This is a genomic window from Dryocola boscaweniae (assembly GCF_025215095.1).
In the GTDB taxonomy this organism is placed as follows: Bacteria; Pseudomonadota; Gammaproteobacteria; order Enterobacterales; family Enterobacteriaceae; genus Dryocola; species Dryocola boscaweniae.
The window spans coordinates 1-14,139 of the sequence record NZ_JALHAP010000063.1; the positions used below are offsets into that span (position 1 = coordinate 1).

12 protein-coding genes, 4 tRNA genes and 1 rRNA gene are annotated in these 14,139 nt (G+C 50.1%); 15 read left to right on the forward strand and 2 right to left on the reverse strand.

Going from position 1 to position 14,139, the window contains the following annotated elements; all coding sequences use genetic code 11:
• The 3 genes from rrf (at window position 1) to birA (ending at window position 2,239) form a co-directional block, all read left to right on the forward strand.
• Window positions 1-115, forward strand: a 5S ribosomal RNA gene (gene rrf, locus MUA00_RS00620).
• A 136-nt stretch (window positions 116-251) separates the two neighbouring features.
• Window positions 252-1,280: a UDP-N-acetylmuramate dehydrogenase gene (gene murB / locus MUA00_RS00625; RefSeq protein ID WP_271121277.1), complete on the forward strand. Its 1,029-nt coding sequence runs from the start codon at window positions 252-254 to the stop codon at window positions 1,278-1,280.
• Entirely contained in the window at window positions 1,277-2,239 is a 963-nt protein-coding gene (gene birA / locus MUA00_RS00630; protein WP_271121278.1) for a bifunctional biotin--[acetyl-CoA-carboxylase] ligase/biotin operon repressor BirA, read from the forward strand. Before murB ends, birA begins: the two co-directional genes overlap by 4 nt.
• Window positions 2,240-2,269: 30 nt before the next feature.
• Here birA and coaA read toward each other — a convergent pair whose 3' ends face one another.
• The gene (gene coaA / locus MUA00_RS00635) at window positions 2,270-3,220 is read right to left on the reverse strand and encodes a type I pantothenate kinase (protein WP_271121279.1); all 951 of its coding nucleotides are present in this window, start codon (window positions 3,218-3,220) and stop codon (window positions 2,270-2,272) included.
• Window positions 3,221-3,424: 204 nt separating this feature from the next.
• Complete coding sequence (locus tag MUA00_RS00640; RefSeq protein ID WP_271121280.1) at window positions 3,425-3,973, reverse strand: GNAT family N-acetyltransferase; 549 nt, start codon at window positions 3,971-3,973, stop codon at window positions 3,425-3,427.
• Between the two features lie 336 nt (window positions 3,974-4,309).
• On the opposite strand from MUA00_RS00640, the gene MUA00_RS00645 reads away from it, so the two are divergent.
• The 12 genes from MUA00_RS00645 (at window position 4,310) to rpoB (ending at window position 14,084) form a co-directional block, all read left to right on the forward strand.
• Window positions 4,310-4,385: transfer RNA gene (locus tag MUA00_RS00645), tRNA-Thr, on the forward strand.
• 10 nt (window positions 4,386-4,395) lie between these two features.
• Window positions 4,396-4,480, forward strand: a tRNA-Tyr gene (locus MUA00_RS00650).
• 118 nt (window positions 4,481-4,598) lie between these two features.
• Window positions 4,599-4,673, forward strand: a tRNA-Gly gene (locus MUA00_RS00655).
• Window positions 4,674-4,678: 5 nt separating this feature from the next.
• Window positions 4,679-4,754 (forward strand) — tRNA-Thr (locus MUA00_RS00660).
• Window positions 4,755-4,865: 111 nt separating this feature from the next.
• Entirely contained in the window at window positions 4,866-6,050 is a 1,185-nt protein-coding gene (gene tuf, locus MUA00_RS00665) for an elongation factor Tu (protein ID WP_271121281.1), read from the forward strand.
• Window positions 6,051-6,285: 235 nt separating this feature from the next.
• Complete coding sequence (gene secE / locus MUA00_RS00670; RefSeq protein ID WP_202308012.1) at window positions 6,286-6,669, forward strand: preprotein translocase subunit SecE; 384 nt, start codon at window positions 6,286-6,288, stop codon at window positions 6,667-6,669.
• 1 nt (window position 6,670) lies between these two features.
• Window positions 6,671-7,216 carry a transcription termination/antitermination protein NusG gene (gene nusG, locus MUA00_RS00675; RefSeq protein WP_002438628.1) on the forward strand — a complete coding sequence of 182 codons (546 nt, stop codon included), beginning with the start codon at window positions 6,671-6,673 and terminating at the stop codon, window positions 7,214-7,216.
• Between the two features lie 154 nt (window positions 7,217-7,370).
• The gene (rplK, locus tag MUA00_RS00680) at window positions 7,371-7,799 is read left to right on the forward strand and encodes a 50S ribosomal protein L11 (protein WP_121268269.1); all 429 of its coding nucleotides are present in this window, start codon (window positions 7,371-7,373) and stop codon (window positions 7,797-7,799) included.
• Window positions 7,800-7,802: 3 nt separating this feature from the next.
• The gene (rplA, locus tag MUA00_RS00685; protein WP_202308010.1) at window positions 7,803-8,507 is read left to right on the forward strand and encodes a 50S ribosomal protein L1; all 705 of its coding nucleotides are present in this window, start codon (window positions 7,803-7,805) and stop codon (window positions 8,505-8,507) included.
• 294 nt (window positions 8,508-8,801) lie between these two features.
• The gene (rplJ, locus tag MUA00_RS00690; protein ID WP_012882962.1) at window positions 8,802-9,299 is read left to right on the forward strand and encodes a 50S ribosomal protein L10; all 498 of its coding nucleotides are present in this window, start codon (window positions 8,802-8,804) and stop codon (window positions 9,297-9,299) included.
• A 66-nt stretch (window positions 9,300-9,365) separates the two neighbouring features.
• Complete coding sequence (gene rplL, locus MUA00_RS00695; protein WP_000028882.1) at window positions 9,366-9,731, forward strand: 50S ribosomal protein L7/L12; 366 nt, start codon at window positions 9,366-9,368, stop codon at window positions 9,729-9,731.
• A gap of 324 nt (window positions 9,732-10,055) precedes the next feature.
• The gene (gene rpoB, locus MUA00_RS00700) at window positions 10,056-14,084 is read left to right on the forward strand and encodes a DNA-directed RNA polymerase subunit beta (protein ID WP_271121282.1); all 4,029 of its coding nucleotides are present in this window, start codon (window positions 10,056-10,058) and stop codon (window positions 14,082-14,084) included.
• Window positions 14,085-14,139: the final 55 nt, after the last annotated feature.

The following is a 14,139-nucleotide window of genomic DNA, read 5'->3' on the forward strand; positions in this document are numbered from 1 at the left end:
CTGGCGGCAACAGCGCGGTGGTCCCACCTGATCCCATGCCGAACTCAGAAGTGAAACGCCGTAGCGCCGATGGTAGTGTGGGGTCTCCCCATGCGAGAGTAGGGAACTGCCAGGCTCCAAATAAGTGGAAAGCCCTGTACTGACGTACAGGGCTTTTTGCCGTCTGCGATTTACAACATTCCCCGTCAAACAAGCCAAGCTCAGCCAGATAAGGTAAACTATTCGGGTTTAAACTCAGGAAAGATATCGACATGAGCACCTCTCTTAAGCCCTTCAATACTTTCGGTATTCCGGCCAATGCTTCGCGTGTTGTCATTGCGCAAACAGTGCAACAACTCAAGGAGACCTGGAGCGAAGCCGTATCAATACACAAGCCGGTTTTGATCCTGGGCGAGGGGAGCAACGTTCTCTTTCTTGATGATTTTGTCGGAACGGTAATAGTTAATCGCATTAACGGGATTGAGGTGACAGAAAAGGATGATGCATGGCATTTGCACATTGGCGCGGGTGAAAACTGGCATCATCTTGTTGAATATACCTTGCAACAAAACATGCCGGGGTTGGAAAATCTGGCGTTGATTCCTGGCTGTGTCGGCTCTTCCCCCATTCAAAATATTGGTGCCTATGGCATTGAATTGAAGAAAGTTTGCGCTTACGTTGATTGTGTTGATATGCGTAGCGGCGAACTGCATCGCCTTGATAATAAACAGTGTCAGTTTGGCTACCGCGACAGTATTTTCAAACATGATTATCAAAACAATTACGTGATTATTGCCGTTGGTCTACGCCTTCCTAAAATATGGCAACCCGTGCTGACTTACGGTGATTTAATCCGCTTCGATCCAGCAATTGCCACCCCTCAGGAAGTTTTTGATGCGGTATGTCACATGCGTATGACAAAGCTCCCTGATCCTCGCGTTAATGGTAATGCTGGCAGTTTTTTCAAAAATCCGGTTATTACTGCGGAACAAGCAGACGAGCTATTATCGAAATTCACTAATATGCCTCACTATCCCCAGGCTGATGGATCGGTAAAATTAGCCGCAGGATGGCTTATCGATCGGTGCGAATTGAAGGGATATCAGATTGGCGGTGCCGCAGTTCATCGCCAACAGGCGTTAGTATTGATAAATGAAGCGAATGCCACCAGTGAGGATATCGTCAGCCTGGCGCATCATATTCGCCAGAGCGTTGGTGAAAAGTTTAATGTATGGCTGGAGCCAGAGGTTCGCTTTATTGGCCCGCAAGGTGAAGTCAGTGCCGTGGAGACCATAGCGTGAAAGATAATAAAATTCCCCTTACCCTGATCGGTATTCTGGCAGACGGAGAATTTCACTCCGGGGAACAGCTGGGTGAACATCTTGGAATGAGTCGTGCGGCTATAAATAAACATATTCAAACGCTGCGTGACTGGGGGGTTGACGTATTTACCGTACCGGGGAAGGGCTACAGCTTACCCGCTCCTATACAATTGCTTGATGAATCCCTGATTCAATCGCAAGTAAAACAGGGATCGGTTGCTGTATTACCTGTCATTGATTCCACTAATCAATATTTGCTTGAGCGGCTTGATAGTCTCCAGCCTGGGGACGCCTGCATTGCTGAATATCAACAGGCGGGACGTGGCCGGCGTGGACGGCAATGGTTCTCCCCATTTGGCGCAAACCTCTATCTTTCAATGTACTGGCGACTGGAGCAAGGACCCGCCGCGGCAGTCGGTCTGAGCCTGGTCATTGGTATCGTCATGGCCGAGGTACTGCGGAACCTGGGTGCCAAAGAGGTCAGAGTTAAATGGCCTAACGATCTTTATCTCAACGATCGTAAGCTGGCCGGCATACTTGTCGAACTGACAGGAAAGACTGGGGATACAGCGCAGATTGTTATTGGGGCGGGCATTAACCTCGCTATGCGTAACGTTGCAACGGATGTGATTAACCAGGGCTGGATCAATCTTCAGGAAGCTGGAATCAATATTGATCGGAACGCGTTGGCTATTACTTTGATTCATGAATTACGCGCCGCATTAACTTTATTTGAGCAGGAAAGCCTGGCGCCATTCCTCTCCCGCTGGGCGATACTTGATAATTATGCTAATCGTCAGGTTAAATTAATTATTGGCGATCGTGAAATATACGGAATTTCCAGAGGAATAAATGAACAAGGCGCGCTGCTATTAGAGCAAGATGGGATAGTCAAACCCTGGGTGGGCGGAGAAATATCACTTCGTGGCGTAAATTAAAATAAAAGGGGAATGCTATCCCCTTTTTTATTATTTTCTTAAGCGGACACTTTCTACTGCATGATTTGCGCTTTTCGTCATGATTAAACTGGCTCGTTCGCGCGTTGGAAGAATATTTTCTTTAAGATTCATCCAGTTAATCTCTTTCCAGAGCTGCATCGCAACGTTAACCGCTTCATCCTCTGACAACTTAGCGTAACTGTGGAAATAAGAATCCGGATCGGTAAACGCTCCTTCGCGGAATTTCAGAAAACGAGTGATATACCAATCCTGGAGTAGGTCTTCAGGAGCATCCACGTAAATCGAAAAGTCGACGAAATCCGAAACGAATACATGATGTGGGTCGTGCGGATAGTCCATACCGCTTTGTAGAACATTTAATCCTTCAAGGATTAAAATATCTGGTTGAGTAACTGTTTTATCGCCATCAGGAATCACATCATAAATAAGATGGGAATAAACCGGCGCGGTAACATTAGCCGCGCCTGACTTGAGGTCGGAAACAAACTTCACCAGACGATGCATATCATAGGATTGTGGAAAGCCCTTCTTCTTCATCAAGTTACGATCTTTGAGCACTTTATTCGGATGAAGAAAACCATCGGTTGTAATCAATTCAACCTGGCGATGCTCTGGCCAGCGACTAAGTAAAGCCTGCAGCACGCGTGCGGTTGTGCTTTTACCTACCGCGACACTCCCCGCAATACTAATAATGTAAGGAATGCGCTGTCCGTTAGTGCCGAGAAATTGTTCAAGCACGGCCTGGCGGCGTAAGTTTGAACTGATATAGAAATTCAGCAGACGCGAAAGAGGCAGGTAAATTTCTGCCACCTCTTCAAGCGAGAGATCTTCGTTGATACCTTTCAACCGTGCGACTTCCCCTTCGGTCAGCGTCATCGGCACTGAAGCACGTAAGGCTGCCCATTGGCTTCGGTTGAACTGCATATAAGGAGTCGTCAACATTTGCTCTTTATTACTCATAAGCATGCTTCTGCCTGTAATTCAGGACAAAATGAACGTTAAACGCGGACTGAGGAAATGAAACCAACCCCAGATAATCAAAGGCGCGCAACGTATTTTACTTTTCAACAATGGGCAGGAGGGTAACACCAGACGGGGGAGAATAATAAGAAAAAAAAGATAACGTGATGCTTTCATGAGGAAGCATCACGTTATCAGGATGGCCTAACTCGCGATTGCGCGTATAAATTGATTCACTGCAAATAAGCGTTTGTAGTAGATAACGGCAGGATGATAATAGCCATCGTGAGAGCAAACATAATCGGGAAGTTCGCCAAGACAGCGATAGCCCTGTGCACGGTAAAACGCTTCCGCTGGCGTGCCCGCCTGGGTATCAAGAAATAACAACCCCCGCCGATGAGCCAATGCAGCCTGTTCTAAGGCGGTGATTAATTGTTTCCCAATGCCTTGCCGCCGGGCTCTGCGATGTACTAATAGCGATTTGATCAGCGCCCGGTTCAAGCCATCCGGCTCGTTGCACAGCTCAAGGCGTACCACGCCCATCAATCCATGCTCATCGCGTGCAATCCACATCTTTATTTCACCTTTATCGAGCGCGCCCCGTAACCGATAAAAGATGCTCTCTGCCTCTTCTCGCGATAAGGCTTGCTGGTAACCCACGGACGCACCGCTTGCAATCGAATCGAGAAGCAATGTTGCAAGCTCCCGGCAATAAACAGGCAGTGTGGCAGCATTTAAAGGAACAATTTTCATCGTCTGCTCTCCTCTGTGGGTGTGATCTTAATTAAAGCAATAAACGATCCAACTCTCACATCTGCCTGTTTTATGGATTTGTTTAATAAAAATACGCTTCAGATGCTCAGCGCGGGAGCAATAAAAGGGGAAAATGCACTTTTAAAGTGCGGTAAAGGGCTAACCTGAGGCCAGCGCCGGGATGGATGACTGTCTGTGAGGATAAAAATTAGCCGCTGATGACGGTTTAATCATCAATTATTCGATGTGTCGCGCAAAATGTGAGCGGTAGTGCATTTTATGCGATTTTTTTGTTGCATAGCGGCGCCTGTGTTCCTAGAATGCGCGCTACTTGATGCCGACTTAGCTCAGTAGGTAGAGCAACTGACTTGTAATCAGTAGGTCACCAGTTCGATTCCGGTAGTCGGCACCATCAAGTGCCTGGTGGGGTTCCCGAGCGGCCAAAGGGAGCAGACTGTAAATCTGCCGTCATCGACTTCGAAGGTTCGAATCCTTCCCCCACCACCAATTTTAGGCGACGCTTCGCGAAGCCCGAGACGATAAGCTCCAGGCGAGTCGGCTCGAATACTGAGAGGTCTCCTTTCGTATTCAAAACAGAATTAAGCAGGTAGCCGAGTTCTAAGATGCGGGCATCGTATAATGGCTATTACCTCAGCCTTCCAAGCTGATGATGTGGGTTCGATTCCCACTGCCCGCTCCAGATGTGCTGATATAGCTCAGTTGGTAGAGCGCACCCTTGGTAAGGGTGAGGTCGGCAGTTCGAATCTGCCTATCAGCACCACTTCTATTCTCCTCCCTGTTTTTCTTCTGTTAGTAAATTCAGCAAATTCAGGCATAAGCCTGGTTGATGTGGTGATACCACCGATTTATCCGTGTCTTAGAGGGACAATCGATGTCTAAAGAAAAGTTTGAACGTACAAAACCGCACGTTAACGTCGGTACTATCGGCCACGTTGACCATGGTAAAACAACGCTGACCGCTGCAATCACTACCGTTCTGGCTAAAACCTACGGTGGTTCTGCCCGCGCATTCGACCAGATCGATAACGCGCCGGAAGAAAAAGCTCGTGGTATCACCATCAACACTTCTCACGTTGAATATGACACCCCGACTCGCCACTACGCGCACGTTGACTGCCCGGGGCACGCCGACTACGTTAAAAACATGATCACCGGTGCTGCGCAGATGGACGGCGCTATCCTGGTTGTTGCTGCGACTGATGGCCCGATGCCACAGACCCGTGAGCACATCCTGCTGGGTCGTCAGGTTGGCGTTCCTTTCATCATCGTGTTCCTGAACAAGTGCGACATGGTTGATGATGAAGAACTGCTGGAACTGGTGGAAATGGAAGTGCGTGAACTTCTGTCCCAGTACGACTTCCCGGGCGACGACACGCCAATCGTTCGCGGTTCTGCGCTGAAAGCGCTGGAAGGCGAAGCTGAGTGGGAAGCGAAGATTGTTGAACTGGCAGGCTACCTGGATTCTTACATCCCGGAACCAGAGCGTGCTATCGACAAGCCGTTCCTGCTGCCAATCGAAGACGTCTTCTCCATCTCCGGCCGTGGTACCGTTGTTACCGGTCGTGTGGAGCGCGGTATCATCAAGGTTGGCGAAGAAGTTGAAATCGTTGGTATCAAAGACACTGCTAAGTCTACCTGTACCGGCGTTGAAATGTTCCGCAAACTGCTGGACGAAGGCCGTGCCGGTGAGAACGTTGGTGTTCTGCTGCGTGGTATCAAACGTGAAGAAATCGAACGTGGTCAGGTACTGGCTAAGCCAGGCTCCATTAAGCCGCACACCCAGTTCGAATCTGAAGTTTATATCCTGTCCAAGGATGAAGGCGGCCGTCATACTCCGTTCTTCAAAGGCTACCGTCCACAGTTCTACTTCCGTACAACTGACGTGACTGGCACCATCGAACTGCCGGAAGGCGTAGAGATGGTCATGCCGGGCGACAACATCAAAATGGTTGTTACCCTGATCCACCCAATCGCAATGGACGACGGTCTGCGTTTCGCAATCCGAGAAGGCGGCCGTACCGTTGGCGCGGGTGTTGTTGCTAAAGTTATCGCTTAATCGCTGATAACATTTGACGCAATGCGCAAGAAAAGGGCATCATTTGATGCCCTTTTTGTACGCTCTCGAACCAGAACCTGGCTCATCAGTGATTTTTTACTCATAATCATTGCTGAGACAGGCTCTGAAGATGGCGTCTACACCGAATAGCGCCTGAAAAGAGCAATTCGGTTTGGTTTTGCCTCGCGCCTGCGGGGCAAAAATGTTTGTCTGATTTATTGTGACAGGTTGGTTTATGAGTGCGAATACCGAAGCTCACGGAAGCGGGCGCGGCCTGGAAACGATGAAATGGCTGGTTGTTGCCGTTCTGCTGATTTTAGCGATCGTGGGCAACTACATTTATCGTGATGTAACCTTGCCTCTGCGTGCCCTGGCAGTGGTTATTATGATTGCTGCAGCGGGCGGTGTCGCGCTGTTGACGACGAAAGGCAAAGCGACTGTTGCTTTCGCTCGTGAAGCGAGAACCGAAGTACGTAAAGTGATTTGGCCGACTCGCCAGGAAACATTGCATACCACCTTAATCGTGGCCGCCGTTACGGCTGTAATGTCACTGATTTTGTGGGGCCTGGACGGTATCCTGGTCCGTCTGGTTTCTTTTATTACTGGCCTGAGGTTCTGAGATGTCTGAAGCCCCTAAAAAGCGCTGGTACGTCGTTCAGGCGTTTTCCGGTTTTGAAGGCCGTGTAGCAACTTCGCTGCGCGAGCATATCAAATTGCACAACATGGAAGAGTTATTTGGTGAAGTCATGGTGCCGACTGAAGAAGTGGTCGAAATCCGTGGCGGCCAGCGTCGCAAAAGCGAACGTAAATTCTTCCCGGGCTATGTACTGGTCCAGATGGTGATGAACGACGCGAGCTGGCACCTGGTGCGCAGCGTTCCGCGCGTTATGGGTTTCATTGGCGGCACGTCTGACCGTCCGGCTCCAATTAGCGATAAAGAAGTTGATGCGATCATGAACCGCCTGCAGCAGGTTGGTGATAAGCCGCGTCCTAAAACGCTGTTCGAACCGGGTGAGATGGTCCGTGTTAGCGATGGTCCGTTTGCCGACTTTAATGGTGTAGTTGAAGAAGTAGATTACGAAAAGAGCCGCCTGAAGGTTTCTGTATCTATCTTTGGTCGTGCTACACCGGTCGAACTGGATTTTGCCCAGGTCGAAAAGGCTTAATAGCCAGCTTGTAAAAGCAGCGATTAATCGTTGCACAGGGCGCGAGATTGGCATACAATTTCGCGCCTTTTGTTTTTATGTGTCCTGTACACATAAAACGATTTATTCACGGGGAGCCTTTTTGAGGCGCTATAACCCACTAGAGGAAATTTAGATGGCTAAGAAAGTACAAGCCTACGTCAAGCTGCAGGTTGCAGCTGGTATGGCGAACCCAAGTCCACCAGTTGGTCCAGCTCTGGGCCAGCAGGGTGTTAACATCATGGAATTCTGTAAAGCGTTTAACGCCAAAACCGATTCCATCGAGAAAGGTCTGCCAATTCCGGTTGTTATCACCGTTTACGCTGACCGTTCTTTCACTTTCGTTACTAAAACCCCACCGGCTGCAGTTCTGCTGAAGAAAGCTGCTGGCATCAAGTCTGGTTCCGGCAAGCCGAACAAAGACAAAGTGGGTAAAGTAACCCGTGCTCAGGTGCGTGAAATCGCAGAAACCAAAGCTGCGGACATGACTGGTTCTGACGTTGAAGCGATGACTCGCTCCATCGAAGGTACTGCTCGTTCCATGGGCCTGGTAGTGGAGGATTAAGAAATGGCTAAACTGACCAAGCGCATGCGCGTGATCCGTGACAAAGTTGATGCGACCAAACAGTATGACATCAACGAAGCCGTTGCTCTGCTCAAAGAGCTGGCCACTGCTAAATTCGTAGAAAGCGTTGACGTTGCTGTTAACCTCGGCATCGACGCTCGTAAATCTGACCAGAACGTACGTGGTGCAACTGTACTGCCGCACGGTACTGGCCGCTCAGTTCGCGTAGCCGTATTTGCCCAGGGCCCTAACGCTGAAGCAGCTAAAGCTGCTGGCGCAGAGTTGGTAGGTATGGAAGATCTGGCTGACCAGATCAAGAAAGGCGAAATGAACTTTGACGTTGTTATCGCATCTCCAGATGCAATGCGCGTTGTTGGCCAACTGGGCCAGGTTCTGGGTCCACGTGGCCTGATGCCTAACCCGAAAGTTGGTACTGTAACCCCTAACGTTGCTGAAGCTGTTAAGAACGCTAAAGCTGGTCAGGTTCGTTACCGTAACGACAAAAATGGCATCATTCACACAACCATCGGTAAAGTGGATTTTGACGCTGACAAACTGAAAGAAAACCTGGAATCCCTGCTGGTTGCGCTGAAAAAAGCAAAACCATCTCAGGCGAAAGGCGTTTTCATTAAGAAAGTTAGCCTGTCTACCACCATGGGTGCAGGTGTTGCGATCGACCAGTCTGGTCTGAACGCGGTGGCGAACTAATAATCGCTGCTTTACGCGGGCGTTCGATTAGTCTAGAATCTTACGCCCGTTGCCTTGCTTGCAAGGCGCACAGAATTTTCGGTTGGAGCCTGGCCTTATCCAGGCCTCCGTCCAAGACCGCAGGCGTCTCGCAAGAGGCTTAATTTCCTGCGTAGACGGTGACAGAACCTGAAGAATATTTTTGATAGTCTTTGGCTTGTTTCTGCTCACCGTATGTCGACGTTCATTATCGTTTTGGTAATGAGTGAAGTGAGTTCCGGGGGAAACCCCGGCTAATATCCAGGAGCAAAGCTAATGGCTTTAAATCTTCAAGACAAACAAGCGATTGTTGCTGAAGTCAGCGAAGTAGCCAAAGGCGCGCTGTCTGCGGTTGTTGCGGATTCCCGTGGCGTTACCGTAGATAAAATGACTGAACTGCGTAAAGCAGGTCGTGAAGCTGGCGTTTACATGCGTGTTGTTCGTAACACCCTGCTGCGCCGCGTCGTTGAAGGTACTCAGTTCGAGTGCCTGAAAGACACGTTTGTTGGTCCAACCTTGATTGCATACTCTATGGAACACCCGGGCGCTGCTGCTCGTCTGTTCAAAGAGTTCGCGAAAGCGAATGCAAAATTCGAGGTTAAAGCTGCAGCCTTTGAAGGTGAGCTGATCCCGGCGGCCCAGATCGATCGCCTGGCAACTCTGCCAACTTACGAAGAAGCAATCGCACGCCTGATGGCAACCATGAAAGAAGCCTCTGCAGGCAAACTGGTTCGCACTCTGGCTGCTGTACGCGATCAGAAAGAAGCTGCTTAATAGCACTTTCTTTTCTAACGCACTTGCTTACGTATAAACTAATTCTGATTTTCAGGAACAATTGTTATGTCTATCACTAAAGATCAAATCATTGAAGCAGTATCCGCTATGTCCGTAATGGACGTTGTAGAACTGATTTCTGCAATGGAAGAAAAATTCGGTGTTTCCGCTGCTGCTGCTGTAGCTGTTGCTGCAGGCCCAGCTGAAGCTGCTGAAGAGAAAACTGAGTTCGACGTTATTCTGAAAGCTGCTGGCGCTAACAAAGTTGCCGTTATCAAAGCAGTTCGTGGCGCAACTGGCCTGGGTCTGAAAGAAGCTAAAGACCTGGTTGAGTCTGCACCAGCTGCGCTGAAAGAAGGCGTGAGCAAAGATGACGCTGAAGCTCTGAAAAAATCTCTGGAAGAAGCTGGCGCTGAAGTTGAAGTTAAATAAGCCAACCCTTCCGGTTGCAGCCTGAGAAATTAGGCTGATGGCTGGTGACTTTTTAGTCACCAGCCTTTTTGCGCTGTAGGGTACCAGTAGCGTTTCACACTGTTTGACTGCTGGTTTCCATTCAATGCATGTCTCTATCGACGACTTAATATACTGCGACTTTCTACGCCGGGAGTTCCGGGGTAAAGCGTAGCGAAATGGTTTAAGAGTGATAGAAACAGGTATTGCGGGAAGTGTTCCACTTTCCGGTCCACAAAATAGTGTTGCACAAACTGTCCCTTCGTCGGACAGATGGGTCGACTTGTCAGCGAGCTGAGGAACCCTATGGTTTACTCCTATACCGAGAAAAAACGTATTCGTAAGGATTTTGGAAAACGTCCGCAAGTACTGGACATTCCTTATCTCCTTTCTATCCAGCTTGACTCGTTCCAGAAGTTTATCGAGCAAGATCCTGAAGGGCAGTACGGTCTGGAAGCAGCTTTCCGTTCCGTGTTCCCAATCCAGAGCTACAGCGGCAATTCGGAACTGCAGTACGTCAGCTATCGTCTTGGCGAACCAGTTTTCGATGTCAAAGAGTGTCAGATCCGTGGCGTGACGTATTCTGCTCCGCTGCGCGTAAAACTGCGTCTGGTGATCTACGAGCGTGAAGCGCCAGAAGGCACCGTAAAAGACATTAAAGAACAAGAAGTCTACATGGGTGAAATTCCACTCATGACTGACAACGGTACGTTTGTTATCAACGGGACTGAGCGCGTCATCGTATCTCAGTTGCACCGTAGCCCAGGCGTGTTCTTTGACAGTGATAAGGGTAAAACCCACTCTTCAGGGAAGGTGCTGTATAACGCACGTATCATCCCTTACCGTGGTTCCTGGCTGGATTTCGAATTCGACCCGAAAGATAACCTGTTCGTACGTATTGACCGTCGCCGCAAATTGCCAGCGACCATTATTCTGCGTGCGTTGAACTACACCACTGAGCAGATTCTCGATCTGTTCTTTGAGAAAGTTAATTTCGAAATCCGTGACAACAAGCTGCAGATGGAACTGGTGCCGGAACGCCTGCGTGGCGAGACCGCATCCTTTGACATCGAAGCTGACGGCAAAGTGTATGTCGAAAAAGGCCGCCGTATTACCGCGCGCCATATTCGCCAACTGGAAAAAGACGATATCAAGCTTATCGAAGTTCCGGTTGAATACATTGCTGGTAAAGTCGCGGCTAAAGACTACGTTGATGCTTCAACTGGCGAACTGATCTGCCCGGCGAACATGGAACTGTCTTTGGATCTGCTGGCTAAACTGAGCCAGTCTGGTCACAAGCGCATCGAAACGCTGTTTACCAACGATCTGGATCATGGCCCGTATATCTCCGAGACCATCCGCGTCGACCCAACCAACGATCGTCTGAGCGCGCTGGTTGAGATCTACCGCATGATGCGTCCTGGCGAGCCACCAACGCGTGAAGCAGCCGAAAGTCTGTTCGAGAACCTGTTCTTCTCCGAAGACCGCTATGATCTGTCTGCGGTTGGTCGTATGAAGTTCAACCGTTCTCTGCTGCGTGATGAGATCGAAGGTTCAGGTATCCTGAGCAAAGACGACATCATCGAAGTTATGCGTAAGCTTATCGGTATTCGTAACGGCCAGGGCGAAGTGGATGATATCGACCACCTCGGCAACCGTCGTATCCGTTCCGTAGGCGAAATGGCGGAAAACCAATTCCGTGTTGGTCTGGTACGTGTTGAGCGTGCGGTGAAAGAGCGTCTGTCTTTAGGCGATCTGGATACCCTGATGCCTCAGGATATGATCAACGCCAAGCCTATCTCTGCTGCGGTAAAAGAGTTCTTCGGTTCCAGCCAGCTTTCTCAGTTTATGGACCAGAACAACCCGCTGTCTGAGATTACGCACAAACGTCGTATCTCCGCACTCGGCCCGGGTGGTTTGACCCGTGAGCGCGCAGGCTTCGAAGTACGTGACGTACACCCAACCCACTACGGTCGTGTATGCCCAATCGAAACGCCTGAAGGTCCGAACATCGGTCTTATCAACTCCTTGTCTGTTTATGCACAGACCAACGAATACGGCTTCTTAGAAACCCCGTATCGTCGCGTAGTTGATGGCGTGGTAACAGACGAAATTCATTATCTGTCTGCTATCGAAGAAGGTAACTATGTTATCGCCCAGGCGAACACCAACCTGGACGAAGAAGGCCGTTTCGTAGACGACCTGGTTACCTGCCGTAGCAAAGGCGAATCAAGCTTGTTCAGCAACGACCAGGTTGACTACATGGACGTTTCCACCCAGCAGGTGGTTTCCGTCGGTGCATCCCTGATCCCGTTCCTGGAACATGATGACGCCAACCGTGCATTGATGGGTGCGAACATGCAACGTCAGGCGGTTCCGACTCTGCGCGCTGATAAGCCGCTGGTGGGTACCGGTATGGAACGTGCTGTTGCCGTTGACTCCGGCGTTACTGCCGTAGCCAAACGTGGCGGTACCGTTCAGTACGTGGATGCTTCCCGTATCGTTATCAAGGTTAACGAAGACGAGATGCATGCCGGCGAAGCAGGTATCGACATCTATAACCTGACTAAGTACACCCGTTCTAACCAGAACACCTGCATCAACCAGATGCCATGTGTGTCCCTGGGTGAACCTATTGAACGTGGCGACGTGCTGGCAGACGGTCCGTCTACCGACCTCGGCGAACTGGCGCTTGGCCAGAACATGCGCGTAGCGTTCATGCCGTGGAACGGTTACAACTTCGAAGACTCCATCCTCGTATCCGAGCGTGTTGTTCAGGAAGATCGTTTCACTACTATTCACATTCAGGAACTGGCGTGCGTGTCTCGTGACACCAAGCTGGGGCCAGAAGAGATCACGGCGGACATCCCTAACGTGGGTGAAGCGGCGCTCTCTAAACTGGATGAATCCGGTATCGTTTATATCGGTGCTGAAGTGACCGGTGGCGACATTCTGGTTGGTAAGGTAACGCCGAAAGGTGAAACCCAACTGACGCCAGAAGAGAAGCTGCTGCGTGCCATCTTCGGTGAGAAAGCGTCTGACGTTAAAGACTCTTCTCTGCGCGTACCAAACGGCGTTTCCGGTACCGTTATCGATGTGCAGGTCTTCACCCGCGATGGCGTGGAAAAAGACAAGCGCGCGCTGGAAATCGAAGAGATGCAACTGAAGCAGGCGAAAAAAGACCTGACTGAAGAACTGCAGATTTTTGAAGCTGGTCTGTTTGCCCGTATCCATGCGGTACTGGTTGCCGGCGGCGTTGAAGCTGAGAAGCTCGACAAACTGCCTCGTGACCGCTGGCTGGAACTGGGTCTGAGCGACGAAGAGAAGCAAAACCAGCTCGAACAGCTGGCGGAGCAGTACGACGAGCTGAAGCACGAGTTTGAGAAGAAACTTGAAGCCAAGCGCCGCAAAATCACTCAGGGCGATGACCTGGCACCGGGCGTGCTGAAAATCGTTAAAGTGTATCTGGCCGTTAAACGTCAGATTCAGCCTGGTGACAAGATGGCAGGTCGTCACGGGAACAAAGGTGTTATCTCCAAGATCAACCCGATCGAAGATATGCCTTACGATGAAAACGGCACGCCGGTAGACATCGTACTGAACCCGCTGGGCGTACCGTCTCGTATGAACATCGGTCAGATTCTGGAAACCCACCTGGGTATGGCTGCGAAAGGCATCGGTGAGAAAATCAACGCGATGCTCAAACAGCAGCAGGAAGTCGCCAAACTGCGCGAATTCATCCAGAAAGCGTATGACCTGGGTACAGACGTTCGTCAGAAGGTTGATCTGAATACCTTCACCGACGAAGAAGTTCTGCGCCTGGCTGAGAACCTGAAAAAAGGTATGCCGATTGCTACGCCGGTCTTCGACGGTGCTAAAGAGTCTGAAATCAAAGAGCTGCTGCAACTCGGCGGTCTGCCATCTTCTGGTCAGATTACCCTGTTCGACGGCCGTACCGGTGAGCAGTTTGAGCGTCAGGTAACCGTAGGTTACATGTACATGCTGAAACTGAACCACCTGGTTGACGACAAAATGCACGCGCGTTCTACCGGTTCTTACAGCCTGGTTACTCAGCAGCCGCTGGGTGGTAAGGCACAGTTCGGTGGTCAGCGCTTCGGTGAGATGGAAGTGTGGGCGCTGGAAGCATACGGCGCTGCTTATACCCTGCAGGAAATGCTGACCGTTAAGTCTGATGACGTGAATGGCCGTACTAAGATGTATAAAAACATCGTAGACGGTAATCATCAGATGGAACCGGGCATGCCGGAATCCTTCAACGTGCTGTTGAAAGAAATCCGTTCGCTGGGTATCAACATCGAGCTGGAAGACGAGTAATTACTCGCATCTGCTGTACTGGTTACAGGATGTCCGGGTCACACCGGACGTCTCT

Excerpts from the sequence above, each read along its gene's own strand:
- murB (WP_271121277.1), top strand. The coding sequence starts at position 252 with ATGAGCACCTCTCTTAAGCCCTTCAATACTTTCGGTATTCCGGCCAAT.
- rplA (WP_202308010.1), top strand. The coding sequence starts at position 7,803 with ATGGCTAAACTGACCAAGCGCATGCGCGTGATCCGTGACAAAGTTGAT.
- rplL (WP_000028882.1), top strand. The coding sequence starts at position 9,366 with ATGTCTATCACTAAAGATCAAATCATTGAAGCAGTATCCGCTATGTCC.
- nusG (WP_002438628.1), top strand. The coding sequence starts at position 6,671 with ATGTCTGAAGCCCCTAAAAAGCGCTGGTACGTCGTTCAGGCGTTTTCC.
- rpoB (WP_271121282.1), top strand. The coding sequence starts at position 10,056 with ATGGTTTACTCCTATACCGAGAAAAAACGTATTCGTAAGGATTTTGGA.
- tuf (WP_271121281.1), top strand. The coding sequence starts at position 4,866 with ATGTCTAAAGAAAAGTTTGAACGTACAAAACCGCACGTTAACGTCGGT.
- coaA (WP_271121279.1), bottom strand. The coding sequence starts at position 3,220 with ATGAGTAATAAAGAGCAAATGTTGACGACTCCTTATATGCAGTTCAAC.
- rplJ (WP_012882962.1), top strand. The coding sequence starts at position 8,802 with ATGGCTTTAAATCTTCAAGACAAACAAGCGATTGTTGCTGAAGTCAGC.
- MUA00_RS00640 (WP_271121280.1), bottom strand. The coding sequence starts at position 3,973 with ATGAAAATTGTTCCTTTAAATGCTGCCACACTGCCTGTTTATTGCCGG.
- secE (WP_202308012.1), top strand. The coding sequence starts at position 6,286 with ATGAGTGCGAATACCGAAGCTCACGGAAGCGGGCGCGGCCTGGAAACG.
- rplK (WP_121268269.1), top strand. The coding sequence starts at position 7,371 with ATGGCTAAGAAAGTACAAGCCTACGTCAAGCTGCAGGTTGCAGCTGGT.